Origin of the sequence: Aeromonas sp. INTO2 (genome assembly GCF_049860605.1) — a bacterium.
Classification (GTDB): domain Bacteria; phylum Pseudomonadota; class Gammaproteobacteria; order Enterobacterales; family Aeromonadaceae; genus Aeromonas; species Aeromonas caviae.
Window position 1 is genome coordinate 718,307 of sequence record NZ_CP187588.1, and the last position, 21,184, is coordinate 739,490.

Genomic DNA, 21,184 nt, shown 5'->3' on the forward strand with positions numbered 1-21,184 from the left:
TTTGCGAATTAATACAATGTGCCCCATCTGGACAGACTGAGGTGGCCGGGTCCACCGCAAGGGAGTGTGGCATGTACTACGGATTTGACATTGGCGGCACCAAGATAGCGTTCGCTGTGTATGACGGCGCCTTGAATCTCTGTCACGAGGAGCGCATGAGCACTCCCGGCAATGATTACGAAGGGTTGCAGCAGCTGATCCGCGAGCGGGTCGAGGCGGCGGATGCGTGCTTCGGGGTGAAAGGGGCCGTCGGCATCGGGTTTCCGGGGATCCTCAATCGCCTCGACGGGAGCATAGTGGCGGCCAACCTGCCCGCCATCCATGGCCGCCATCTGGGGGCGGATCTGGCCGAACTGCTGGGCCGACCGGTCAAGGTCGACAATGACGCCAACTGTTTCCTGTGGTCGGAAGTGCATCAGGGGGCCGCAGACGGCGCAGGCAGCGCCCTCGGCGTCACCATAGGTACCGGCATCGGCGGCGCCGTCTACCTGGCGGGCAAGCTCATCCAGGGGCGCAACTGGCTGGCGGGGGAGATAGGTCACTACCCGCTGCCCGCCACCATCCTGATGAAATACCCGGATTTGCCCCGTCCCCGCTGTGGCTGCGGGCGCCTGGTCTGTTTCGAAACCTATGCGTCGGGCACGGGCCTGGAGCGGCTATACCACCATGTTCATGGGGAACGGGTGAGCGGCCACCAGATCGTCGCCCGTGCCGATGCCCGTGAGGCGGCGGCCCTCTCGACCATCGACTGCTGGCTCGAGATCATCGCCGCCGGCCTTGCCACCGCCATCTCGGTGGTTGATCCCGATGTGGTGGTGCTGGGGGGCGGCCTGAGCGCCCTGCCAGCCCTCTATGAGGAGTTGCCCAAACGTCTGCCCGGCCACCTGCTGCCCGGTGTCGCCCTGCCGGCGATCCGCGAGGCCCGCTTCGGTGGAGCCGGCGGTGTGCGCGGTGCAGCCCTGCTCAATCTGTGAGATCGGACAGAGGGTCTGATCTCCCCGAACAAGGAGTCATCATGACCCGTCTTGAAATCTGTATCGACAACCTCGAATCCCTGTTCACCGCCCAGGCGGCCGGCGCCGATCGCATCGAGCTCTGCTCTGCGCTGGGGCTGGGTGGCCTCACTCCCTCCTATGGTTTCATGCAGCAGGTGGCGCGCCACGCCACCATCCCCGTCTACGCCATGATCCGGCCCCGTGCCGGGGATTTCTGTTTTGGCGAGGGGGAGTTCGACATCATGCTGCAGGATATCGCCGCCGCACGTGCTGCCGGCCTGCAAGGGGTGGTGGTCGGTCTGCTGGATGAAGATGGACGGGTACCCGAAGGCAAGCTCCGGCAACTGGTCGAGGCGGCGGGGCCGCTTGGCGTCACCTTCCACCGGGCCATCGATCTCTCCTCCGACTGGCGGCTGGATCTCGAGACGATCGTCGCGGCGGGTTGCGAGCGCATTCTGAGCTCCGGCCATGCGCCGACCGCGCTGGCGGGGCTCGAAACCCTGCAGGCCATGCACCAGGCGCTGGCGGGACGGGCCAGCCTGATGCCGGGGGCCGGGGTCAACGCCGACAACGTGCGCACCATCATCGAATTCACCGACGTCAATGAAGTACACATGTCCGGCATGGGCTGGCGCGGCGGCATGGTTCCCCATGGTGTGAACATGGGCACCTCTGACGATGGCCGGGTCAACATCACCGATGGCGCCAAGGTCGCGGCGGTGAGGGCTCTGCTGGACGGGGCCTGATACAGGCCGTGCGGCGATATGGTGCTCTGTTTTGCTCCCTTCTCCCCTTGCGGGAGAAGGGGTGGGGATGAGGGGGCCGATGTGAGGCGTCTCCCACCGGCGGGCAATTGAGGGGTGTCTTGGCAGCACGGTGCAAAAAAGTCTGTTATCATCCCGTCTCTTTTACCATCAGGACCCGGAGCAACCTCTCAATGTCCCAATACGACTCTATCGAACAGAAGGCCAGCTACGGCATCGGCCGCAACATGGGCGACCAACTGGCTCAGCAAGCCTTCGCCGGTCTGGATATCCCGGCCTTGCAACAAGGTCTGGCAGATGCCCTGAACGGCCTGGAGTTCGCGGTCAGCCGTGACGATATCAACGATGCCTTCCAGGTGATCACCGCCCGCATGCAGGAAGAGCAGGAAGCTGCCGCCAAGGCCGCTGCCGCCGAAGGCGAAGCCTTCCTGGCCGACAACGCCAAGCGCGCCGAAGTGAAGACCACCGACTCCGGTCTGCAATATGAAGTCATGGTCGAAGGCAATGGCGCCGTGCCGGTTGCCGGTCAGTCCGTGCGTGTGCACTACCACGGTACCTTCACCCACGGTGGCGTGTTCGACAGCTCCGTTGCGCGCGGCCAACCGGCCGAGTTCCCGGTGACCGGCGTGATCGCCGGTTGGGTGGAAGCGCTGCAGATGATGCCGGTTGGCTCCAAGTGGAAGCTCTACATTCCGCAGGATCTGGCCTACGGTGCCCGTGGCGCCGGCTCCATCCCGCCGTACTCCGCTCTGGTATTCGAAGTGGAGCTGCTGGACATCCTGTGATCCGGCTGGCGTGATGCAAACGGCGACCCTGAGGTCGCCGTTTGTTTTTGGACCGCCCAAACGGGCCATGTGCCTTCGGCGGGGATTTGGATATAGTCAGAGCGTCGTCCATTCCGGCCATGTGAGGGAGACACGCCATGGCAGCCATCATCGAGGTCGTCGATCTCGTCAAGCACTTCCCCGGCGTCAAGGCGGTGGACGGGCTCAGCTTTGCCATTCCCGTCGGCAGCTGTTTCGGCCTGCTCGGCCCGAACGGGGCGGGCAAGACCACGACCATAGAGTTGCTGGAGGGGATCCTCACCCCGGACAGCGGCCGTATCCTGTTTCACGGCGCCCCGCGCGGCCCGGATTATCGCTCCCGCATCGGCATCCAGTTCCAGCACACGGCGCTGCAGGATTTCCTGACGGTGCGCGATACCCTGCGCCTGTTCGCCAGCCTCTACCCCAATCCCTTGCCACGGGAGCTGCTCATCGATCTGTGCGCCTTGGGCGAGTTCATCGACAGGGACAGTCGCAAGCTCTCGGGGGGCCAGCGTCAGCGCCTGCTGCTGGCCCTGGCCCTGCTCGGGGATCCCGAACTGCTGTTTCTGGATGAGCCCACCACAGGACTGGATCCCCAGGCGCGCCACCACTTCTGGCAGCGAATAGAGGCGATCAAGGCCCAGGGCAAGACGGTGGTGCTCACCACCCACTACATGGACGAAGCGCAGCAGCTGTGCGATCTGATTGCCATCGTCGATCACGGTCACCTGCTCAGTCTGGACACGCCGGCCGCCTTGCTGGCGCAACACTTTGATGGCGTGCTGGTGCGTCTTGGGGGCCACCCGGCCCTGGCTGGGCTCGGCTATCCCCTGCGTCCGGTTGGCGATCAGGTGGAGCTCTGTTGCCCCGACGTGGCGACCCTGCTGCCAGCCTTGCTGGATCTTGGTGTGCCGCTCACCGGCATGCAGGTGCGCTCCCCCAATCTGGAGGATCTCTTCCTGAACCTGACCGGCCACAGCCTGCGGAGCGGCGCATGAGAGGGATGACCGAGTTCTGTCTGACCGTGGCCTCCGGGCTGTGGTACGCCTTGCCGACATGCAATCCCGGGAGTGGACGATGAAGGGATCCCTCAAGCGCATCGGGGCGCTCTTCTATGCCCGTACCCTCGAGTTCGTACGCGATCGCGCGGCCCTGGTGTGGAACCTGCTTTTCCCGCTCCTGCTGGTCATCGGCTTCTCCCTCATCTTCTCCGGCCCGCCCAAACCGCTGGTGCAGATCGGGGTGGTGGGGGAACTGCCCGCAACCTATGCCCCGCTGCGCGCCGTGCCGCTGCTCAAGATCATCCCCTATGACGAGGCGTCGAGAGGCCAGCTCAAGGTCCGTCACCATCAGCTGGACCTGCTGCTTTCACCCGCCGGGGGGCGTTACTGGATAAACCCGGACGCCCCTCAGGGGGCCATGGCCGAGTATCTGCTGCGCCAGGCGGTGCAGGTGCCCTTGCAAAGAGAGACCCTGAGCGGGCGCGCCATCCGCTACGGCGACTGGCTGCTGCCCGGGGTGATCGGCATGAACCTGATGTTCTCCGGCCTGTTCGGGGTCGGGTTTGTCATCGTGCGTTATCGCAAGAACGGGGTGCTGAAACGGCTGCGAGCCACGCCGCTCGGCGCGCTGGAGTTTCTCTTCGCCCAGTTGCTGTCACGGGTGCTGATCACCCTGGTGGTGAGCCTGCTGGTCTTCTGCGCGGCCTACTGGCTGCTGGATGTGCCCCTCATCGGGTCGGGGTGGCTGCTGCTGGTGATCGCTCTGGCGGGAGGAACGGCCATGGCCTCCCTTGGCCTGCTCATCGCCGCTCGCCTGCAGAACGAGGAGCTGGCGAGCGGTTTGCTCAATCTCATCAGCTTGCCCATGATGTTTTTATCCGGTGTCTGGTTCTCGCTGGAAGGCGCGCCCGCCTGGCTGCAGCAGCTTGCGGCCAGGCTGCCCCTCAGCCAGATCATCGAAGCAGCCCGCGCCGTGATGCTGGAAGGGGCGGGATGGCAGGAGGTGGCAGGCCCTCTGGGTCAGGTCATGGTGTTCGCCCTGGTGTGCATCTCGCTGGGCGCCATGCTGTTCAAATGGAGTGCAAAATGAAACCTGTTCTGTGGTTGTTGCTGGTGGCGGCCTTGCCTGTGCAGGCAGGTACCCTGCGTTGCAAGAACGCTTTGCTGACCGAGGGAGACACCACGGCAGAGCTGCTGGTTCGCTGCGGCCAACCGATGCTCAAGGAAGATCTCACCCGCTTCGAGGAGAACGGCTTCGGGGCGAGAGTAACGGTCAAGTATGCCGAGCGCTGGACCTACAACTTCGGCAAGCGGGAATTCATGCAGTTTGTCACCGTCGAAAACGGCGTCATCACCGACATTGCGGATGGTCCACGGGGAGGATGACCTCCTGGTTTTCTGAAGCCCAGCCTGCGGGAGATGAGGTCGCCATTTCCCCGCCTTTTACCTCTTTTTCTGTTTCTTTTCCCTGCCTGTTATCGCCATTTTTCCATATGGGGTCATGCTGCCTCACTCTGGTGCTTTTGGCATAAAACCGAATCTGATGAGTCAGTTGTCAGCAGAAATGGCTGCCCCAATGCGGTGCAGCCGATTTATTTTCGAAAAATAATCCTCATGCCATGAAGGGTTTTAAGCAGCAGGCTATTTGGCAAATAAGGGTCTACTTTTGATTCTGAGAGTGCATATTCCCCCGTTTAGATATTTTGTTCTGTTGCACCATGGTTGGGCCGGATTGCACCGATTGACAGGTTTTTCTGCGGCTGGATAAGCTGCCAAAAAGCAGGGAAACGATGGCATCTCGCTAGATTTTGATGCCTGTTCGAATCAAACCACAGGGAAGAGTGACATGAAGCAGATACACAAGGCAGGTATGGTGATGGCGCTGTCGCTGATGGCAGCCAATGCGTGGGCGGACGGTACGCTGGATGCCGTCAAGAAGAAGGGATTCGTGCAGTGCGGGGTCGGTGACGGCCTGCCCGGGTTCTCCAACCCGGATGCCAAGGGAACCTGGACCGGGCTCGACGTGGACGTGTGCCGCGCCGTGGCCGCCGCGGTACTGGGGGACGCCAGCAAGGTCAAGTATGTCTCCCTCACCGCCAAGGAGCGCTTTACCGCCCTGCAGTCCGGGGAAGTGGATCTGCTCTCGCGCAATACCACCTGGACCCTGACCCGGGATGGGTCGCTGGGCCTCACGTTCGCCGGGGTGAACTACTACGACGGGCAGGGGTTCCTGGTCAAGCAGTCCCTCGGGGTCAAGAGCGCCAAGGAGCTTGACGGTGCCGCCGTCTGTATCCAGTCCGGTACCACTACCGAGCTCAACCTGGCCGACTATTTCCGCGCCAATGGCGGCATGAAGTACACCCCAGTGGTGTTCGATACCTCGGATCAGACCGTCAAGGGCTTCGAAGCTGGCCGCTGTGACGTGCTGACCTCGGATCAGTCCCAGCTCTATGCCCTCAAGATCAAGCTCACCAAGCCAGAGGAAGCCGTGGTGCTGCCGGAGGTCATCTCCAAGGAGCCGCTGGGCCCAGCCGTGCGTCAGGGTGACGAGCAGTGGTTCAAGGTGGTGCGCTGGAGCCTCAACGCCATGCTCAATGCCGAGGAGGCCGGAGTCACCTCTGCCAACGTGGACGAGATGCTCAAGTCCACCAACCCTGACATCCGTCGTCTGCTGGGGCTGGAAGAGCCCAAAGGGACTGTGCTGGGGCTGGATGACAAATGGGCCTACAACATCGTCAAACAGGTCGGCAACTACGGTGAATCCTTCGATCGCAACGTCGGTGCCGGTTCCCCCCTCAAGATTGATCGCGGCATCAATGCCCTCTGGAACAAGGGCGGTCTGATGTACGCGCCACCCATCCGCTGAGTCGACAGTCACCGGGGGGCCTGGCCCCCCATGTTTTCCCTGGCTTTGTCGGAGTTATCCTCATGGCGTTACACGCATCAAACCATAGGAAAGAACAGGGCCGCTGGTGGTATGACGCCAAGGTGCGGGCGCTGCTCTTCCAGTGCCTGGCCATCGCGGCGGTTATCGGGTTTCTGTTCTACATCGTCAACAATGCCCTGACCAATCTGGCCACCCGTGGTATTACCACAGGCTTTGATTTTCTGGGCAACACGGCCGGTTTCGGCATCTTGCAGAGCCTCATCCCCTACGACGAGACCTATACCTTTGGTCGCACCTTCGTGGTGGGCCTGCTCAACACCCTGCTGGTCTCCGTGCTCGGCATCCTGTTTGCCACCCTGCTCGGGTTCGCACTCGGGGTCGCGCGCCTGTCGCGCAACTGGCTGGTGGCCAAGATAGCGGCCGTCTACATAGAGACGTTTCGCAACATCCCGCTGCTGCTGCAGATCTTCTTCTGGTACTTCTCGGTGCTGCGTACCCTGCCTTCCCCGCGTCAGAGCGTGGATATAGGCGGGCTCGCCTTCCTCAACGTGCGGGGCTTCTATCTGCCCAAGCCCCTGTTCGAAGAGGGATTCGGCTACGTGCTCTGGGCACTGGTGCTGGCGGTGCTGCTGAGCTGGGGGCTGGGCCGCTGGGCTCGCCGCCGTCAGGCCCTGACCGGCAGGATCTTCCCGTTCTGGCGCTGTGTGGCCGCCCTGGTCATGCTGCTCCCGGGGATCACCTTCCTGCTGGCGGGCAGCCCGCTCAGCTGGAGCGTGCCTGCGCTGCAAGGGTTCAACTTCCGGGGGGGGCTGACGGTGCTGCCGGAGCTCGCGGCCCTCTTGCTGGCGCTCACCATCTATACGGCGGCCTTCATCGCCGAGATAGTGCGATCCGGCATCCTGGCCATCAGCAAGGGTCAGACTGAGGCGGCTTCCGCCCTCGGGCTCTCGCCCACCAAGACGCTGCGGCTGGTGATCATTCCCCAGGCCATGCGGGTCATCATCCCTCCCTTGACCAGCCAGTATCTGAACCTCACCAAGAACTCCTCCCTGGCGACCGCCATCGGCTATCCGGATCTGGTCTCGGTGTTCATGGGGACGACTCTCAACCAGACAGGGCAGGCCATCGAGGTCATCGCCATGACCATGGGGGTCTATCTCGTCATCAGTATCACCACCTCGGTGCTGATGAACATCTACAACCGCAGAATGACGCTGGTTGAGCGCTAGGGAGCTGTCATGTTCGTGAATGAATTGCAGGAGGCGCTGCCGCCTCCCAACCACCGTCGGGGGCCGCTCGCCTGGATCAGGCAGAACCTTTTCCCCAACTGGTGGAACGGCCTGCTGACCCTGGTGCTGGCCTATCTGCTGCTGCCACTCATCTGGTCTGCACTGGACTGGGCGCTGTTCTCGGCCACCTGGCAGGGGAGCAGTCGCGAGTCCTGCGTCCAGGGCGGTGCCTGCTGGATCTTCATCGAGAGCCGGCTGGGGCAGTATCTCTATGGCTTCTACCCGGCCGATCAGTACTGGCGCATCAACCTGACCTTCGCCGGTCTGGCGGTGCTGCTGGCCTTGCTCATCTGGCCAAAGACCCCGCGCAAGGGGTGGCTGGCGCTCTTCACCCTGCTGGTGTTCCCTGTCATCGCCTTCTTCCTCATCCATGGGGGAGCGGGGCTGGAGGTGGTGGAAACGAACCGCTGGGGCGGGCTGATGCTCACCCTGGTGCTGGCGGTGGTGGGCATAGTGGTCGCACTGCCGTTCGGCATCCTGTTGGCACTGGGGCGTCGCTCCCACATGCCGGTCATCTCCAGCCTCTGTACCGTCTACATCGAGTTCTGGCGGGCGGTGCCGCTCATTACTGTGCTCTTCATGGCGTCCGTCATGCTGCCACTGTTCATGAGTACCGAGGTGGAGCTCGACAAGTTGCTGCGGGCGCTCATCGGCATCATCCTGTTCCAGGCGGCCTATGTGGCCGAGGTGGTGAGAGGGGGGCTGCAGGCGATCCCCAAGGGGCAATATGAGGCGGGGGATGCCCTGGGGCTCTCCTACTGGAAGGTGATGGGCCTCATCATCATGCCCCAGGCCCTCAAGATCACCATTCCTTCCCTGGTGAACACCTTTATTTCCCTGTTCAAGGACACCAGCCTGGTGCTGATCATCGGGCTGTTCGATCTGCTGGCCATCTCCAAGGTGGCCCTGGCGGATCCGGCCTGGCTGGGGTATTCCACCGAAGCTTATGTCTTTATCGCCATGATCTTCTGGATGTTCTGTTTTGGCATGTCCCGCTACTCCATCTATCTGGAGCGCAAACTCAACACGGGTCACAAGCATTAGGAGTCGTTCTGATATGAAAACGGACGCAGTTGTCGAACTGAAAGAGGTCAACAAGTGGTACGGTGAGTTTCACGTGCTGCGCAACATCAACCTGCAGGTGGGCAGAGGGGAGAAGATCGTCATCTGCGGACCATCGGGGTCGGGCAAGTCCACCATGATCCGCTGCATCAACCGGCTGGAAGAGCACCAGAGCGGAGACATCCTGGTCAAGGGCACGGCCCTGACCTCCGATCTCAAGAACATCGAGACGGTGCGCCGGGAGGTGGGCATGGTGTTCCAGCACTTCAACCTCTTCCCCCATCTGACCGTGCTGGAGAACTGTTGCCTGGCGCCCATCTGGGTCAAGCAGTTGCCGCGCAAGGAGGCCGAGGAGATCGCCATGAACTTCCTGCGCCGGGTGCGGATCCCCGAACAGGCGCTCAAGTATCCGGGGCAGCTCTCCGGTGGCCAGCAGCAGCGGGTCGCCATCGCCCGCAGTCTCTGCATGAATCCCCAGGTCATGCTGTTTGACGAGCCGACGTCTGCGCTGGATCCCGAGATGGTGCGGGAGGTGCTGGATGTGATGGTGGAGCTGGCCCACGAGGGGATGACCATGCTCTGCGTCACCCACGAGATGGGGTTTGCCAAGCAGGTGGCGGACAGGGTGATCTTCATGGACCGGGGGCAAATCATCGAAGAGAACGTGCCGGATCAGTTCTTTGACAACCCCCAGTCCGATCGGACCAAGCTCTTCCTCTCCCAGATCCTGCAGCACTGAGGCAGGGCACAACCTTCAGAAAAACAGCCCGCACGCTCGAATGAGCGGCGGGCAAATGTGTATATGGAAGTCGACGACAGACAGAAAGGAGTATGTCAGCCCGGCAACAGGGTGGTGGTGCGCAGATCGCGCACGGCCAGGTTGATCTGCCGGGCCAGGCTCAGCGCCTGATGACAGCTCAACGGCTTCACATCGATGATCCCCCCTTGAAACTCAAACCGCCCCAGTGCTTCAACAATGAAACTTCCATGATGGAAGCTCTTGATATATCGAGCAATTCGACGGGGAGACCACTGCTTGAACACCTTCATGGCAAGAGACCCTGTTGTTTGGACAGGGCACACTATGCCGACGGACCGTGACACTGATGTGACACTTGATAAAGATTTGTATGAATCTGCCTTGTGATCGACTGGCGTGCAGCCCCGGCGTTGAAAAAGTAGTGAGAGTCCGGGTCCGGGGCCCGATATACTGCGACCATTGCAGACATGACAAAGGTGCCGCACGTGGAGTGGGTGGACATAGTAGACGAGCAGGACAGGGTGATCGGGGTGGCCGAGCGCGCCAGGGTGCGTCAGGAAAACCTGCGCCATCGTGCCAGCTACATCCTGGTGCTGGATGAGGCTGAGCGCATCCTGGTGCAGCGGCGCACCCCGAGCAAGGATTTTTGCCCCGGCATGCTGGATGCCTGCGCCGGTGGCGTGGTGACCACGGGGGAGGCCATGGCCCTTTCCGCCCGGCGTGAGCTGGCCGAGGAGCTGGGGATCCGCGACGTGCCCCTACAGGATTACGGCACCTTCTATGCCGAAGGGGAGGCGAGGGGCAGCCGCTACCGGGTCTGGGGCGGCCTGTTCAGTTGTCACTATCAGGGGCCGCTGCAACTGCAGGCCGAAGAGGTGAGCGAGGTGCACTGGATGAGCCTGGGCGAGATAGCCGATCGGGCGGGCGAGTTCACGCCCGACTCCCTGCTCGCCATCGCCACCTGGCAGGCAAGGCGCCTGCCATCAGGCCAGAAATAGGGGCGACAGGCGTTCGCTCCCCGATCGCTTTGTTGCTGCTCGATGGACCCCTTCGCCTTCTGGTGGAATGGGGTAGACTGGGCCTCTTTGAACCACAGAAGGATGCGTCATCATGATCACGGTCGGTCAATCCCTGCCCGCAGGGGAATTTACCTTTATCACCGCCGAGGGCAAGCAGGTGAAGGATACCCAGGCCCTGTTTGCCGACAAGCGGGTGGTGCTCTTTGCGGTGCCCGGCGCCTTCACCCCCACCTGCTCCAACGCCCACCTGCCGGGCTACGTGGTGCTGGCCGATCAGTTCAGGGCCAAGGGGGTGGAACTGTGCTGTCTGTCGGTCAACGACGCCTTCGTGATGAAGGCGTGGCAGGAGGCACAGAACGCCTCTGACATCACCATGCTGGCGGACGGTGACGGCAGCTGGACCCGGGCACTGGGTCTTGCCAAGGAGACCGGGGCCTTCGGCGGCGTGCGGGCCCAGCGTTTCGCTCTCATCGCCAACGATGGTGTGGTGGAGCGGCTCTTCGTGGAGGCGCCGGGCAAGTTCGAGGTGTCGGATGCCCAGAGCCTGCTGGCGGCGCTGTGAAAGATTAATCGGCGTTTGATTACACCTTGAAATAGCAAGCGGCCCCGTTACACTGAGGCCGCGTTTGGATGGAGCCAGGCAACTTGCCTGGCTCTCGTGTTTGCCGTGGATGAGATAGAACAATATGACCCTGGCTTTTGTTGCCTTGATTGCCGGACTGGCGTTGCTGGTCTGGAGTGCCGACAAGTTCGTGGACGGCGCCGCCGCCACCGCCCGTTACGCCGGTATGCCGCCGCTGCTGATCGGCATGGTGATCATCGGTTTTGGTACCTCGGCCCCCGAGATGGTGGTCTCCGCGCTGGCGGCTTCCCAGGGCAATCCCGGGCTCGCGCTCGGCAATGCCTATGGCTCCAACATCACCAATATTGCCCTGATCCTGGGTCTGACCGCCCTGATCAGCCCCATCGCCGTCGCCTCCCAGGTGGTGCGCAAGGAGATCCCCATCCTGCTCGGCATCACCCTGCTCTCCGGCGCCCTGCTCATCGATGGCAATCTGGGCCGGATGGATGCCGCCATTCTGGGGGCCGTGTTCGCAGTGCTGATGGGCTGGTCCATCTGGGCCGGCATGAACGGCAAGGGGGATGCGCTGGATACGGATACCGAGGAGGACATCGTCTCCGAGGGGATGTCTCTCAAGAGCGCCATCCTCTGGCTCATCGTCGGCCTGGTGCTGCTGATCGGGGCTTCCCGTCTGCTGGTGTGGGGGGCGGTGACCATCGCCCAGGGCTTTGGCATCAGCGATCTGGTGATTGGCCTGACCATAGTCGCGGTGGGGACCTCCCTGCCGGAGCTGGCATCGTCCCTCATCGCCATCCGCAAGAACGAGCACGATCTGGCCCTTGGCAACGTGCTGGGTTCCAACCTGTTCAACACCCTGGCCGTGGTGGGCATCGCCGCCGGCATCCACCCGCTCGAGGTGGCGCCCGAAGTGCTTTCCCGCGACTGGAGCATCATGATGGGGCTGACCCTGTTGCTGCTGATGATGTGTCTGGGCCGCAAGGGGCAGGGGCGCATCAACCGGCTGGAGGGGGGCGTGCTGCTCGCCTGCTTCGTCGCCTACACCGGCTGGCTGCTGACGAGCCAGTTCATCTAGTCTGATGATGAAATGAAAGAGGGGACGCCGCGGCGTCCCCTCTTTTTTGTGCGCGGGGCCTGGTCTCAGGCCACGGCAACCAGCTTCTGCTTCTGGGCGCTGTCCAGGATCAGGATGCTCGCCTTGGGGAAGAAGTTGAAGGTGGACGCGGAGGCCCAGGTGTAGGCCCCCATCACCCGACCCACCACCAGCTCGCCGATCTCGAGATCCGGCAGCATGATGCTGTCGCGGATGACGTCCACGCTGTCGCAGGTGGGGCCGGAGAGCACCGCATTGTGCAGTTCGCCGTGGGCATAGGGCGTGCTCACCGGGTAGGTGACGTGGTCGTAGAGCTGGCCGTTGTAGCTGCCGTAGAGGCCGTCATCCAGGTAGTACCAGATCTTGTCGCCGCGGTGGGCCTTGCCCATCACGCTGGAGACCGAGGTCATGGCCGGCGCGCTGATGAAGCGGCCCGGCTCGGCAATCTTCTGTACCGTGGCGGGCAGCTTGGCCAGGGCCTCGCGGATCGGGGCGCAGAAACCGTCGATGTCGAACTCGCCGCCGTCATAGTCCACCGGGAAGCCGCCGCCGATATCCAGCACCCAGGGCTTGAGCCCGAGCTCCCAGGCCTGCTCCATGATCTCGCGGCAGGCGTCGATGGCCTGCACGTGGCGACGGGCGTGGGGCACCTGGGAGCCGACGTGGAACGACAGCCCCATCACCTTGATCCCCTTGGCCTGGGCCAGTTGCAGCAACGGCAATGCCTGCTCCGGGGTGCAGCCGAACTTCTTGGAAAGATCGACCTTGGTCTCGGGGTTGGGGAAGCTGACCCGCAGCAGCAGTTTCACTTCATCCTTGTAGGGCAGGAACTTTTCCAGCTCCAGCGGGTTGTCATAGACAAACACGGTGCAGCCGAATTCCAGGGCATAACGGATGTCGCTGTCACGCTTGATGGGATGGGTATGGATGCAGCGTCCCGGGCGAACCCCTTGGCTGCGCACCAGATCCACTTCGCCATTGGTGGCCAGATCGAAACAGGCCCCCTCTTCCTTCAAGACAGAGACCACCGCCTCGTGGGGCAGGGGCTTGAGTGCATAATGCAAGCGCACATCGGGCAGGGCGGCGGCCAGGGCCCGATACTGTTTGCGGACGGCTGCCTTGTCGAGCAGCAGCAGGGGGGAGCCGAATTGTTCAACCAACTGACGGTAATCTTGTGCGACCAGGGTCTCGTTCATTCTCTTTTGATAGTCCTTAGGGGGCGTGATATGCCCAAGCCATATGCGATTGAACCGGCGACGGCCGGCTCAGGCGAGCGGTCCGGAGGGACCCACCAGGCACATTGCATAACTCCCTTGCAAAGTGCTTAGTTATGCGCGGGATTATCGGCTTATTGAGTTTGTGTGCAAGCATTTTGATTGGATATGTCGGCAAGTTTTTCTGGTCGAGACGAAACAGGCTCTTGATACGGGGAGCGATCAGGGCCGTGATGGGGAGCACCTCCGAAGGGAGCTTGATAAGCTGTTGATAGTTAACGAACTAATAACATCAGGCCTGGGGGTTGAGGCCAGGTAAAAAGGGGGCGCCGGGGCCAGGGAGTGCGAGACAGCTCACATTTTTTGGATTACCATGCCCGCTTCCTGATCCAAACTAGTTCGGATGAAGGTAGCAGGAGAGCGATGGGCAACCATCCACCGAAGAAGTGAATCTTTCAGGTACCGGGCAACCGGTGTGGACTGCTACTGGACGATACTCTGGAGAGACCCGTTGAATCGGGCGCCGAAGGAGCAAGGTACCGTGATTGCATCGCAATCTGGCGCCGGAAACTCTCAGGCAAAAGGACAGAGGGGATGGGATGGTTGTACCTGGGCTTGGCCCGCATCCGATCGCCTCTGGTTGATCGCGATACCTATGGGAAGATCATCCTTCTCCTCCTTAATCGTTGTTTTTTAAGGAGGATGCATGTCATCAATTCAATCGGCGCTCGCCGCCATCGATAGCTTTATCTGGGGTCCCCCCCTGCTGATCCTGCTGGTCGGGACCGGTATCTATCTCACCTGGCGATTGGGTCTGCTTCAGATCGTGCGTTTGCCGCTGGCCCTCAAGCTGGTCTTTGGCCGCGATCAGGGGCAGGGCAAGCAAGGGGATGTCTCCAGCTTTGGTGCCCTGTGCACCGCCCTCTCCGCCACCATCGGCACCGGCAACATCGTCGGGGTCGCCACCGCCATCAAGCTCGGCGGCCCGGGCGCCCTGTTCTGGATGTGGATGGCCGCCCTGTTCGGCATGGCCACCAAGTACGCCGAGTGCCTGCTGGCGGTGAAATATCGCCAGCAGGACGCCAACGGCCAGATGGCAGGTGGCCCCATGTACTATCTGGAGAAGGGGCTCGGCTCCAGGCCGCTCGCCAAGCTGTTTGCCCTGTTCGGCATCGGCGTCGCCTTCTTCGGCATCGGTACCTTCCCCCAGGTCAACGCCATCAGTGATGCCATGAGCCTCTCCTTCTCGGTACCCCGTGAAGTGACCGCCGTGGTGCTGACCCTGATCGTGGCGCTGGTGACCCTGGGGGGTATCCAGTCCATCTCCAGTGTGTCGAGCAAGGTGGTGCCCATCATGGCCATCTTCTACATCGTCGCCTGTGCCGGGGTGCTGGTGAACAATGCAGGCGCCCTGCCCGATGCGGTCATGCTGGTGATCGGGAGCGCCTTCACCGGCCATGCGGCCACCGGCGGTTTCGTCGGCGCCGGCATCATGCTGGCGATCCAGTCCGGGGTGGCGCGCGGGGTCTTCTCCAACGAGTCGGGCCTGGGTTCGGCCCCCATCGCGGCGGCGGCGGCCAAGACCGATTCCTGCGTGGAGCAGGGGCTGGTCTCCATGACCGGCACCTTCATCGACACCCTCATCATCTGCACCATGACCGGCCTGACGCTGGTGGTGACCGGGGTGTGGAGCGGCGATGCAAGCGGTGCGGCCATGACCAGTCTGGCCTTTGCCCAGGGGCTGGATGCCCATGTGGGCCAGTATCTGGTGAGCATCGGCCTCTTGTTCTTCGCCTTTACCACCATCCTTGGCTGGAACTACTACGGCGAGCGCTGCACCGAGTACCTGTTCGGGGTGAAGGCGATCCAACCCTACCGCCTCATCTATCTGGTGCTGGTGGCGAGCGGTGCCTTCCTCCATCTGGACCTGATCTGGCTCTTGGCCGACATCGTCAACGGCCTGATGGCGGTGCCCAACCTCATCGGCCTCATCGGCCTGCGCCACGTGGTGATTGCCGAGACCCGCGCCTACTTCAGCCGGGACCGGGATACGGAGTCCGAGCCCGAGCCGCAGACGGCCTGATGAGAAGCGGGCCTGCGGGAAGTCCTGTCACCGGGCTCCTGTCCATGGTGTCAACCGGGATCCGGGCTGGGATGGCAAAACCCGGGGCTTGATCCCGGCTCCTCTGACAATATCTGTGCGAAATACGCAAAAGCCACGACGCTCATCGTGGCTTTTTTGCATTTTACGCAATGAATGGCGGCGCTTGTCACCCAAAGAGGGTCAGGGGGAGGGAATATCTCCGGTGAGCCGCTGCGCCAGCGCCCTGCTCACCCGGCTCACCAGGGCCGCCTCATCCCCCTGCCAGCCAATGGCGTGGGCCAGGGTGGTGGAGGTGCCCGGAGCAAAGCGCAGCTCGCCCCCGGCCAGTTCGTAGAAGCGGCTCGCCATCCGGGTGCCCTCGTCCACATCCCCCGCCACCAGCAGCATGGCCTGGGCCAGCACGGCGCCGTCGTGATCCCGGCCCGGCGCCAGCCAGCGCTGGGCTGTGCCGGTCACCTTGCGCCCTCCGATCACCAGGTTGTACTGGCCGTCGCAAAACGAGCCGGGCACGAAGTCGTAGCTGCCCGCAAGACCGTGTTCCTCCAGCAGGGCGAGCAGGGGCGCCCCCAGCAGCCGGTAGTAGTGGGCCAGATCCGTGGTGGTGCGGGGCAGCATGAGGGAGAGGTTGAGGATGCCGGCGCCGTGGGGCACGGCGGTGCCGCCGCTGTCGCGCACGAACACCGGCCAGTCCTCGGCGGCCAGCTGCTCGCAGGCGGCCTGGTAGCGGGGCAAACGGGTATCCTTGCGGGTGACGATGAGGCATTGGGGGCCCTGCCAGAGGAGGGCTCTGGGCTCGCCGTCACCGGCGCACTCCCGCAGCCAGCGCTGCTCCTCGGCCAGGATCTGGTCGGGTGTCTGGTGGGCGGGCGGCGGGGGCAGCAGGGTATAAGGCATGAGAGGCATCCTTTGGCAGAGGCTGCCAAGCACAGTACGCGCGGGGGCAAACAAGGTAAAGCCCCGCGTGGCGGGGCTTTGGTGCAAGGATGGCGGGGCCTCAGGCCCGGGGGGCGGCGCGCCTGGGCAGCAGCAGATTGAGCAGGATGGCGGTGAGGCCGCCGGTGGCGACGCCGTAGGAGAGCACGCTCCTGGCCAGCTCCGGCAGGTGTTGCAGCACCTCGGGCACCTGGGCCACTCCGAGACCCATGGCGAGCGACACCGCCAGGATCATCAGGGCGCGGCGGTCCAGCTCCTCCCGGGAGATGATGCGCACCCCGGCGGCGGCGATGGTGCCGAACATGACGATGGTGGCGCCGCCGAGCACGGGTTCAGGTATTTGTTGCACCAGGCTCGCCACCGCCGGGAACAGGCCGAGCAGGGCCAGCATGGCGGCGATGAAGAGGCCGACGTGGCGGCTGGCCACCCCGGTCAGCTGGATGACGCCGTTGTTCTGGGCGAAGGTGGACATGGGGAAGGTGGAGAAGACCGCCGCCAGCATGGAGTTGGCGCCGTCGGCCAGCACGCCCCCCTTGATCCGCGCCATGTAGACCGGCCCTTCCAGCGGCTCGCCGGAGATGTCGGAGGTGGCGGTCATGTCGCCGATGGCCTCGAGCGCCGTCACCACGAAGATAATGGCGAGCGGCACGAACAACTGCCAGTCAAAGCCGAGCCCGTAGTGCAGCGGAACAGGCACCATCAGCAGGGGGCCGTCGAAGGTGGGGGCTGCCACCTTGCCCAGCAGCAGCGCCACCGCATAGCCCGCCAGCATGGCGATCATGATGGCGGAGAGGCGCAGCCAGGGGTTGCGACTGCGCTGCATCAGCACGATGAGGCCGAGCACCAGCAGGGAGAGAAAGAGGTTGGTGTGGCTGGCGAAGCTGCCGTCCGCCAGGGCGCCATAGCCGCCCCCCATGCTGATGAGCCCTACCTTGATGAGGGTCAGGCCGATGAGCAATACCACGATGCCAGTCACCAGCGGGGTGATGATCCGTTTGACCAGGTGCAGGAAGCGGCTCATGACGACGATGGTGAGGGCCGCTGCCAGCATGGTGCCGAACAGGGTGCCCAGCAGATCGTCGGTGGGCATGGCCGCCTGCTTGAGGGCGAGGCCGGAGGCGATAATGGGGCCGAGGAAGTTGAAGCTGGTGCCCTGTACCGAGAGCAGGCCGGAACCGAGGGGGCCGAAACGGCGGGTCTGGATGAAGGAGGCGATGCCGGACATGACCAGGGACATGGAGACGATGTAGCGGGTGTCGTCGGCGGGGAGGCCGAGGGCATTGGCGATGATGAGGGGCGGGGTGATGATGGCGACAAACATGGCGAGCATATGCTGCAGGGCGGCGAACAGGGTCTGGGGCAGGGGGGGGACATCCTCGATGCCGTAGACCAGTTCGCTGTGGGCTCGCCTGGGGGGATGGGCCTCTCGGATGGCGCTTGGGGCGGCAGCCTGTTCCATAAATACCTCGAATGTGTGGGGGGAGGGGAGAAAATTGGGCGCTATTTTAGTGATTGGCATCGCGCTTTCCAGCGCTAATTGAGCGCAAACTCGTTTATTTCCTGATGGGTTGAAACGTTTTCCTGTGGCGATTAAGATCCGCCGGTTTGTGTGAGACCGATCCCTCACAAAGGGGAGGGAGGCTAATGCATCAGGATGGGGACGGTGTAGAATGAGCCCTCGGTTCGAAGATGGAGACTCTGGATGCTGAAGCTGTCGGAGTTCTGGAGTGCCCGCGCCCACTCCGAAGATTTTACCCTGACCCGGATGGGCTTCATGACGGTGCGGCTGCGGCTGCTCACCTGTCTGCTGATGGCGGGGCTCCCGAGCTGGGCCCTGGTGGACTGGCTGACCCTGCCAGCCATCCAGTTCGAGGCGCTGTTCCAGGTCAGGATCTTCTGCCTGCTGGCCCTCTCGCCCCTCATCCCCCTCTCCTATCTCATCCACTTCAAGCGCGAGCGCATGAAGCTGGCGCTGGGCTACCTGATGGCGGTGATGATGCTCTTCTCCCTCATCTGCCTGCACAGCTTCGGCGCGGATCAGGAGATGCAGGCGGGCTACATGGCCTTCCCCTATCTGCTCATCAGCCTGTTCGCCATCTTCCCCATTCCCCTCTCCCTCAGCCTGCAACTGGCGGGGGGCATTCTGGCCACCATGCTGGCGGGCAACTGGTTGCTGGTGGGCCAGCCTCTTTGGAGCGTGCAGACCCTCAATCAGGTCTGGCTGCTGGGGCTCTTTGCCATCGCCAGCGCCTGGGTGCAGTGCGGCCAGCTCAACATGCTGCTGCAACTCTATCGGGAATCCACCACGGACGAGCTGACCGGCATGATGAACCGCCGCCTGCTGATGAAGCAGCTCGAGAAGGCGAGGGCCGCCATGATCCGCAAACAGGCTCCCTTCGCGGTGCTGCTGCTGGATCTGGACCGCTTCAAGCGCATCAACGACACCTTCGGCCATCTGGCGGGGGATGCGGTGCTCAAGGAGGTGGCGGCCACCCTGTCGGAACAACTGGAGCCCGGCATGGTGCTCGGGCGTTACGGCGGGGAGGAGTTTGCCATCCTGTTGCCCGGTTGCACGGATCTGGCACAAGCCAAGCGGGTGGCGGAGCGGCTGCGGGTCGCGGTGGAGGCGAGGTTGGTGAAAAGCCCCACCTCCGACGAGCTGCTGGAGGTGACGGTGAGCATCGGTCTGACCCTGGCCCAGCGTGGCGAGGGGGTGGAGGATCTGCTCAACCGGGCGGACGAGTGCCTCTACATGGCCAAGATGGCGGGTCGCAACTGCGTGGTGGCCGAGGCCGGCAAACCCGCGGGCGATGCAGGGCGCACAAAAACGGATGCCGCCTGAGGGCGGCATCCGGTGATGACGGGGCAGGCGTCAGGCCAGGGTGTATTTGCCGGAGAGCTGCTGGGCCAGCAGCTTGAACATGTTGAACACCGCCATGGTCTTGCCGGTCGGGGTGCCGTCCTCTGCCAGGAAGAACTCCCCCTTGAACACCAGAATGTCCCCCTTCTGCTCCACCGAGTCGGCGCGCATGCCGTGGATGAAGTCCTCGTGTTCACGAATGATCTTGTTGGCCATCTCCAGCAGGGCAGTCTCGGTGATCCGCTCTTTTTGTGGTTGCATGCTCGTCTCCTTAAACGACTACTGGGCAGGGGCACAAGGGTCGGCATGGCCGGCGCACCCCGCCTCTGATTGAAGAGGGGGCCAGCATACTGCAAAGCGGGATTTTCTGTCATTGATATGACCCCGCATTTCCCGCTTTGCGCTCTTCCCTTATCCCAGCACCAGATTGCGCAGCCAGCGCCGCTGGCGAATGCGGCGCTGCACCAGCAGCACCTTGGAGAGCTCTTCCAGCAGGACCACCGCCACCACCCAGGAGAGGGGCCAGCCCAGCAGGCTGACCGCCACCCAGGCCAGCGGCAGGCCGATGCACCACATGCCGACGATGTCGATGAAGATGCTGTAGTTGACGTCCCCCCCCGAGCGCAGCACCCCGACGATCCCCACCATGTTGAATACCTTGAGCAGCATGCCCAGACACATGATAGCGAGCACCTGGCCGGCCTCAGTCATCAGCTCGCCCGGCAGGTTGCCGACCCATTGCAGCAGGCTGCCCTGCATCAGCCAGACGGCGGTCCCCACCAGTAGGGCGCCGACGGGGGCCAGCAGCAGGAAGAGCTGGGAGTGCTGCCAGGCCTCGTCATACTCCTCTGCCCCGAGCCGGTGACCGAGCAGGGTGGAGCAGGCCACCGCCAGCCCGAAGAAGAGGGAGATGAGGATGCTCTCCAGCGTGCCGAGGGTGGTCATGATGGCCAGGGCGTCGGTGCCGAGGTGCGCGTAGAGGAAGCCGTAGAGCAGCATGCCGAAGGCCCAGAGCCCGTCGTGCAGCAACAGCGGCAGGGCGATCAGGGTGAAGCGCACCACCTCCTTGCGCCTGAAGGCGGCGAGCCAGTCTTGCTTGCGCGGGATGAGACGGGGCTCGGCACGCCACACATAGGCAAGCAGCAGCGCGGTCTGCAGCAGGCGCGAAAGGGTGGTGCCCCAGGCGGAACCGGCTACTCCCATGGCCTCGGCGCCGAAATGGCCGAAGATGAGGGCATAGTTGAGGATGACGTTGGCGATGATGGCGATGATGCCGATGCGGGTCGGCGCCGCGGCATTGCCCACCGAGCGCAGGGCCGACTCCAGGGGCACCACCACGGCGGTGCAGAGGATGGTGGCGCCGGTGATCATCAGGAACTCGTCGGCCAGCTCGCGCAGCGCGGGCTCCTGGCTGGCAAACCCGAGCACGCTGCCCGGTGAGAGCACATAGACGAGGGCAAAGGGCAGGCTCACCGCCAGGGCGCCCACCAGGGCCAGGGCCAGGGAGCGGCGCACCCCGGCCATCTCGCCACGGCCGAAATATTGTGCCGCCAACACCGAGACCCCGCCCGAGAGCCCCGCTATCACCAGCAGATTGAAGAAGAAGACCCGGTTGCCCAAGCCGACCGCCGCCACAGCCGTGGTGCCGAGCTGGCTCACCATCATGATGTCGATGAGGCCGAGCAGGGAGAACATCATGGATTGCAGCGAAACCGGCAGGGCCAGTCGCCACAGTCGCGTCATGAACTCGCGATCGGTGGTTTGTTTTAAAATCGCTTGCCAATAATTCATTTATGTTAACCGGGTTGGTAAAAATC

At 63.2% G+C, this 21,184-nt stretch carries 21 protein-coding genes and 1 riboswitch; of the genes, 15 read left to right on the forward strand and 6 right to left on the reverse strand.

Translation table 11 applies throughout. From position 1 onward, the window contains the following. Positions 1-71: 71 nt before the first annotated feature. From ACPW74_RS03485 to ACPW74_RS03530, 10 genes are all read left to right on the forward strand, one after another. Positions 72-974, forward strand: a complete 903-nt coding sequence (locus ACPW74_RS03485) for an ROK family protein (RefSeq protein WP_223930349.1) — start codon at positions 72-74, stop codon at positions 972-974. Between the two features lie 41 nt (positions 975-1,015). Next, positions 1,016-1,741, forward strand: coding sequence for a copper homeostasis protein CutC (locus tag ACPW74_RS03490; protein ID WP_279981665.1), 726 nt, complete (start codon positions 1,016-1,018; stop codon positions 1,739-1,741). Positions 1,742-1,932: 191 nt separating this feature from the next. Next, complete coding sequence (locus ACPW74_RS03495) at positions 1,933-2,544, forward strand: FKBP-type peptidyl-prolyl cis-trans isomerase (protein WP_010673478.1); 612 nt, start codon at positions 1,933-1,935, stop codon at positions 2,542-2,544. A gap of 137 nt (positions 2,545-2,681) precedes the next feature. Then, the gene (locus ACPW74_RS03500; protein ID WP_425858564.1) at positions 2,682-3,563 is read left to right on the forward strand and encodes an ABC transporter ATP-binding protein; all 882 of its coding nucleotides are present in this window, start codon (positions 2,682-2,684) and stop codon (positions 3,561-3,563) included. 79 nt (positions 3,564-3,642) lie between these two features. Beyond that, positions 3,643-4,656, forward strand: coding sequence for an ABC transporter permease (locus ACPW74_RS03505; protein WP_104451726.1), 1,014 nt, complete (start codon positions 3,643-3,645; stop codon positions 4,654-4,656). Next, positions 4,641-4,952, forward strand: a complete 312-nt coding sequence (locus tag ACPW74_RS03510) for a DUF2845 domain-containing protein (RefSeq protein WP_029313965.1) — start codon at positions 4,641-4,643, stop codon at positions 4,950-4,952. Before ACPW74_RS03505 ends, ACPW74_RS03510 begins: the two co-directional genes overlap by 16 nt. Positions 4,953-5,412: 460 nt before the next feature. Beyond that, positions 5,413-6,432, forward strand: coding sequence for an amino acid ABC transporter substrate-binding protein (locus ACPW74_RS03515; protein ID WP_052816148.1), 1,020 nt, complete (start codon positions 5,413-5,415; stop codon positions 6,430-6,432). A 62-nt stretch (positions 6,433-6,494) separates the two neighbouring features. Beyond that, a complete protein-coding gene (locus ACPW74_RS03520) occupies positions 6,495-7,682 on the forward strand; it encodes an amino acid ABC transporter permease (RefSeq protein ID WP_048208147.1) in 1,188 nt (395 codons plus the stop codon). Positions 7,683-7,691: 9 nt separating this feature from the next. After that, a complete protein-coding gene (locus ACPW74_RS03525; protein WP_221435948.1) occupies positions 7,692-8,786 on the forward strand; it encodes an amino acid ABC transporter permease in 1,095 nt (364 codons plus the stop codon). Positions 8,787-8,799: 13 nt separating this feature from the next. Beyond that, a complete protein-coding gene (locus ACPW74_RS03530) occupies positions 8,800-9,543 on the forward strand; it encodes an amino acid ABC transporter ATP-binding protein (RefSeq protein WP_010673485.1) in 744 nt (247 codons plus the stop codon). Between the two features lie 95 nt (positions 9,544-9,638). Here ACPW74_RS03530 and ACPW74_RS03535 read toward each other — a convergent pair whose 3' ends face one another. Continuing rightward, complete coding sequence (locus ACPW74_RS03535) at positions 9,639-9,854, reverse strand: DUF1107 family protein (RefSeq protein ID WP_041214719.1); 216 nt, start codon at positions 9,852-9,854, stop codon at positions 9,639-9,641. Positions 9,855-10,031: 177 nt separating this feature from the next. Between ACPW74_RS03535 and yfcD the strand changes: the two genes are divergently transcribed. The 3 genes from yfcD to ACPW74_RS03550 all read left to right on the forward strand — a co-directional run bounded on the left by yfcD (position 10,032) and on the right by ACPW74_RS03550 (position 12,238). Next, positions 10,032-10,562 (forward strand): NUDIX hydrolase YfcD, encoded by a 531-nt coding sequence (gene yfcD, locus ACPW74_RS03540; protein ID WP_139700539.1) that lies wholly within the window; start codon positions 10,032-10,034, stop codon positions 10,560-10,562. Positions 10,563-10,674: 112 nt separating this feature from the next. Next, positions 10,675-11,145, forward strand: a complete 471-nt coding sequence (locus ACPW74_RS03545; protein ID WP_408817249.1) for a peroxiredoxin — start codon at positions 10,675-10,677, stop codon at positions 11,143-11,145. Between the two features lie 124 nt (positions 11,146-11,269). Further along, positions 11,270-12,238, forward strand: a complete 969-nt coding sequence (locus ACPW74_RS03550) for a calcium/sodium antiporter (RefSeq protein ID WP_151028559.1) — start codon at positions 11,270-11,272, stop codon at positions 12,236-12,238. A gap of 65 nt (positions 12,239-12,303) precedes the next feature. On the opposite strand, the gene ACPW74_RS03555 is transcribed toward ACPW74_RS03550, so the two are convergent. Next, entirely contained in the window at positions 12,304-13,452 is a 1,149-nt protein-coding gene (locus tag ACPW74_RS03555; protein WP_010673490.1) for a type III PLP-dependent enzyme, read from the reverse strand. Positions 13,453-13,958: 506 nt separating this feature from the next. Then, positions 13,959-14,069: riboswitch (glycine riboswitch) on the forward strand. Between the two features lie 107 nt (positions 14,070-14,176). On the opposite strand from ACPW74_RS03555, the gene ACPW74_RS03560 reads away from it, so the two are divergent. Further along, positions 14,177-15,553 carry a sodium:alanine symporter family protein gene (locus tag ACPW74_RS03560; RefSeq protein WP_336592658.1) on the forward strand — a complete coding sequence of 459 codons (1,377 nt, stop codon included), beginning with the start codon at positions 14,177-14,179 and terminating at the stop codon, positions 15,551-15,553. Positions 15,554-15,754: 201 nt separating this feature from the next. On the opposite strand, the gene ACPW74_RS03565 is transcribed toward ACPW74_RS03560, so the two are convergent. Together ACPW74_RS03565 and ACPW74_RS03570 are read right to left on the reverse strand one after the other, a co-directional pair. Further along, positions 15,755-16,468: a lipoyl protein ligase domain-containing protein gene (locus ACPW74_RS03565; protein WP_128342527.1), complete on the reverse strand. Its 714-nt coding sequence runs from the start codon at positions 16,466-16,468 to the stop codon at positions 15,755-15,757. A 100-nt stretch (positions 16,469-16,568) separates the two neighbouring features. Further along, the gene (locus tag ACPW74_RS03570; RefSeq protein ID WP_408817252.1) at positions 16,569-17,966 is read right to left on the reverse strand and encodes a nucleobase:cation symporter-2 family protein; all 1,398 of its coding nucleotides are present in this window, start codon (positions 17,964-17,966) and stop codon (positions 16,569-16,571) included. Between the two features lie 243 nt (positions 17,967-18,209). On the opposite strand from ACPW74_RS03570, the gene ACPW74_RS03575 reads away from it, so the two are divergent. Beyond that, positions 18,210-19,349: a GGDEF domain-containing protein gene (locus ACPW74_RS03575; protein WP_010673494.1), complete on the forward strand. Its 1,140-nt coding sequence runs from the start codon at positions 18,210-18,212 to the stop codon at positions 19,347-19,349. 30 nt (positions 19,350-19,379) lie between these two features. On the opposite strand, the gene ACPW74_RS03580 is transcribed toward ACPW74_RS03575, so the two are convergent. Together ACPW74_RS03580 and ACPW74_RS03585 are read right to left on the reverse strand one after the other, a co-directional pair. Then, positions 19,380-19,628, reverse strand: a complete 249-nt coding sequence (locus tag ACPW74_RS03580) for a YciN family protein (protein ID WP_010673495.1) — start codon at positions 19,626-19,628, stop codon at positions 19,380-19,382. A 150-nt stretch (positions 19,629-19,778) separates the two neighbouring features. Next, the gene (locus ACPW74_RS03585) at positions 19,779-21,158 is read right to left on the reverse strand and encodes an MATE family efflux transporter (RefSeq protein ID WP_041213343.1); all 1,380 of its coding nucleotides are present in this window, start codon (positions 21,156-21,158) and stop codon (positions 19,779-19,781) included. Between the last annotated feature and the right edge of the window lie 26 nt (positions 21,159-21,184).

Excerpts from the sequence above, each read along its gene's own strand:
- ACPW74_RS03485 (WP_223930349.1), top strand. The coding sequence starts at position 72 with ATGTACTACGGATTTGACATTGGCGGCACCAAGATAGCGTTCGCTGTG.
- ACPW74_RS03490 (WP_279981665.1), top strand. The coding sequence starts at position 1,016 with ATGACCCGTCTTGAAATCTGTATCGACAACCTCGAATCCCTGTTCACC.
- ACPW74_RS03495 (WP_010673478.1), top strand. The coding sequence starts at position 1,933 with ATGTCCCAATACGACTCTATCGAACAGAAGGCCAGCTACGGCATCGGC.
- ACPW74_RS03500 (WP_425858564.1), top strand. The coding sequence starts at position 2,682 with ATGGCAGCCATCATCGAGGTCGTCGATCTCGTCAAGCACTTCCCCGGC.
- ACPW74_RS03505 (WP_104451726.1), top strand. The coding sequence starts at position 3,643 with ATGAAGGGATCCCTCAAGCGCATCGGGGCGCTCTTCTATGCCCGTACC.
- ACPW74_RS03510 (WP_029313965.1), top strand. The coding sequence starts at position 4,641 with ATGGAGTGCAAAATGAAACCTGTTCTGTGGTTGTTGCTGGTGGCGGCC.
- ACPW74_RS03515 (WP_052816148.1), top strand. The coding sequence starts at position 5,413 with ATGAAGCAGATACACAAGGCAGGTATGGTGATGGCGCTGTCGCTGATG.
- ACPW74_RS03520 (WP_048208147.1), top strand. The coding sequence starts at position 6,495 with ATGGCGTTACACGCATCAAACCATAGGAAAGAACAGGGCCGCTGGTGG.
- ACPW74_RS03525 (WP_221435948.1), top strand. The coding sequence starts at position 7,692 with ATGTTCGTGAATGAATTGCAGGAGGCGCTGCCGCCTCCCAACCACCGT.
- ACPW74_RS03530 (WP_010673485.1), top strand. The coding sequence starts at position 8,800 with ATGAAAACGGACGCAGTTGTCGAACTGAAAGAGGTCAACAAGTGGTAC.
- ACPW74_RS03535 (WP_041214719.1), bottom strand. The coding sequence starts at position 9,854 with ATGAAGGTGTTCAAGCAGTGGTCTCCCCGTCGAATTGCTCGATATATC.
- yfcD (WP_139700539.1), top strand. The coding sequence starts at position 10,032 with ATGACAAAGGTGCCGCACGTGGAGTGGGTGGACATAGTAGACGAGCAG.
- ACPW74_RS03545 (WP_408817249.1), top strand. The coding sequence starts at position 10,675 with ATGATCACGGTCGGTCAATCCCTGCCCGCAGGGGAATTTACCTTTATC.
- ACPW74_RS03550 (WP_151028559.1), top strand. The coding sequence starts at position 11,270 with ATGACCCTGGCTTTTGTTGCCTTGATTGCCGGACTGGCGTTGCTGGTC.
- ACPW74_RS03555 (WP_010673490.1), bottom strand. The coding sequence starts at position 13,452 with ATGAACGAGACCCTGGTCGCACAAGATTACCGTCAGTTGGTTGAACAA.
- ACPW74_RS03560 (WP_336592658.1), top strand. The coding sequence starts at position 14,177 with ATGTCATCAATTCAATCGGCGCTCGCCGCCATCGATAGCTTTATCTGG.
- ACPW74_RS03565 (WP_128342527.1), bottom strand. The coding sequence starts at position 16,468 with ATGCCTTATACCCTGCTGCCCCCGCCGCCCGCCCACCAGACACCCGAC.
- ACPW74_RS03570 (WP_408817252.1), bottom strand. The coding sequence starts at position 17,966 with ATGGAACAGGCTGCCGCCCCAAGCGCCATCCGAGAGGCCCATCCCCCC.
- ACPW74_RS03575 (WP_010673494.1), top strand. The coding sequence starts at position 18,210 with ATGCTGAAGCTGTCGGAGTTCTGGAGTGCCCGCGCCCACTCCGAAGAT.
- ACPW74_RS03580 (WP_010673495.1), bottom strand. The coding sequence starts at position 19,628 with ATGCAACCACAAAAAGAGCGGATCACCGAGACTGCCCTGCTGGAGATG.
- ACPW74_RS03585 (WP_041213343.1), bottom strand. The coding sequence starts at position 21,158 with ATGAATTATTGGCAAGCGATTTTAAAACAAACCACCGATCGCGAGTTC.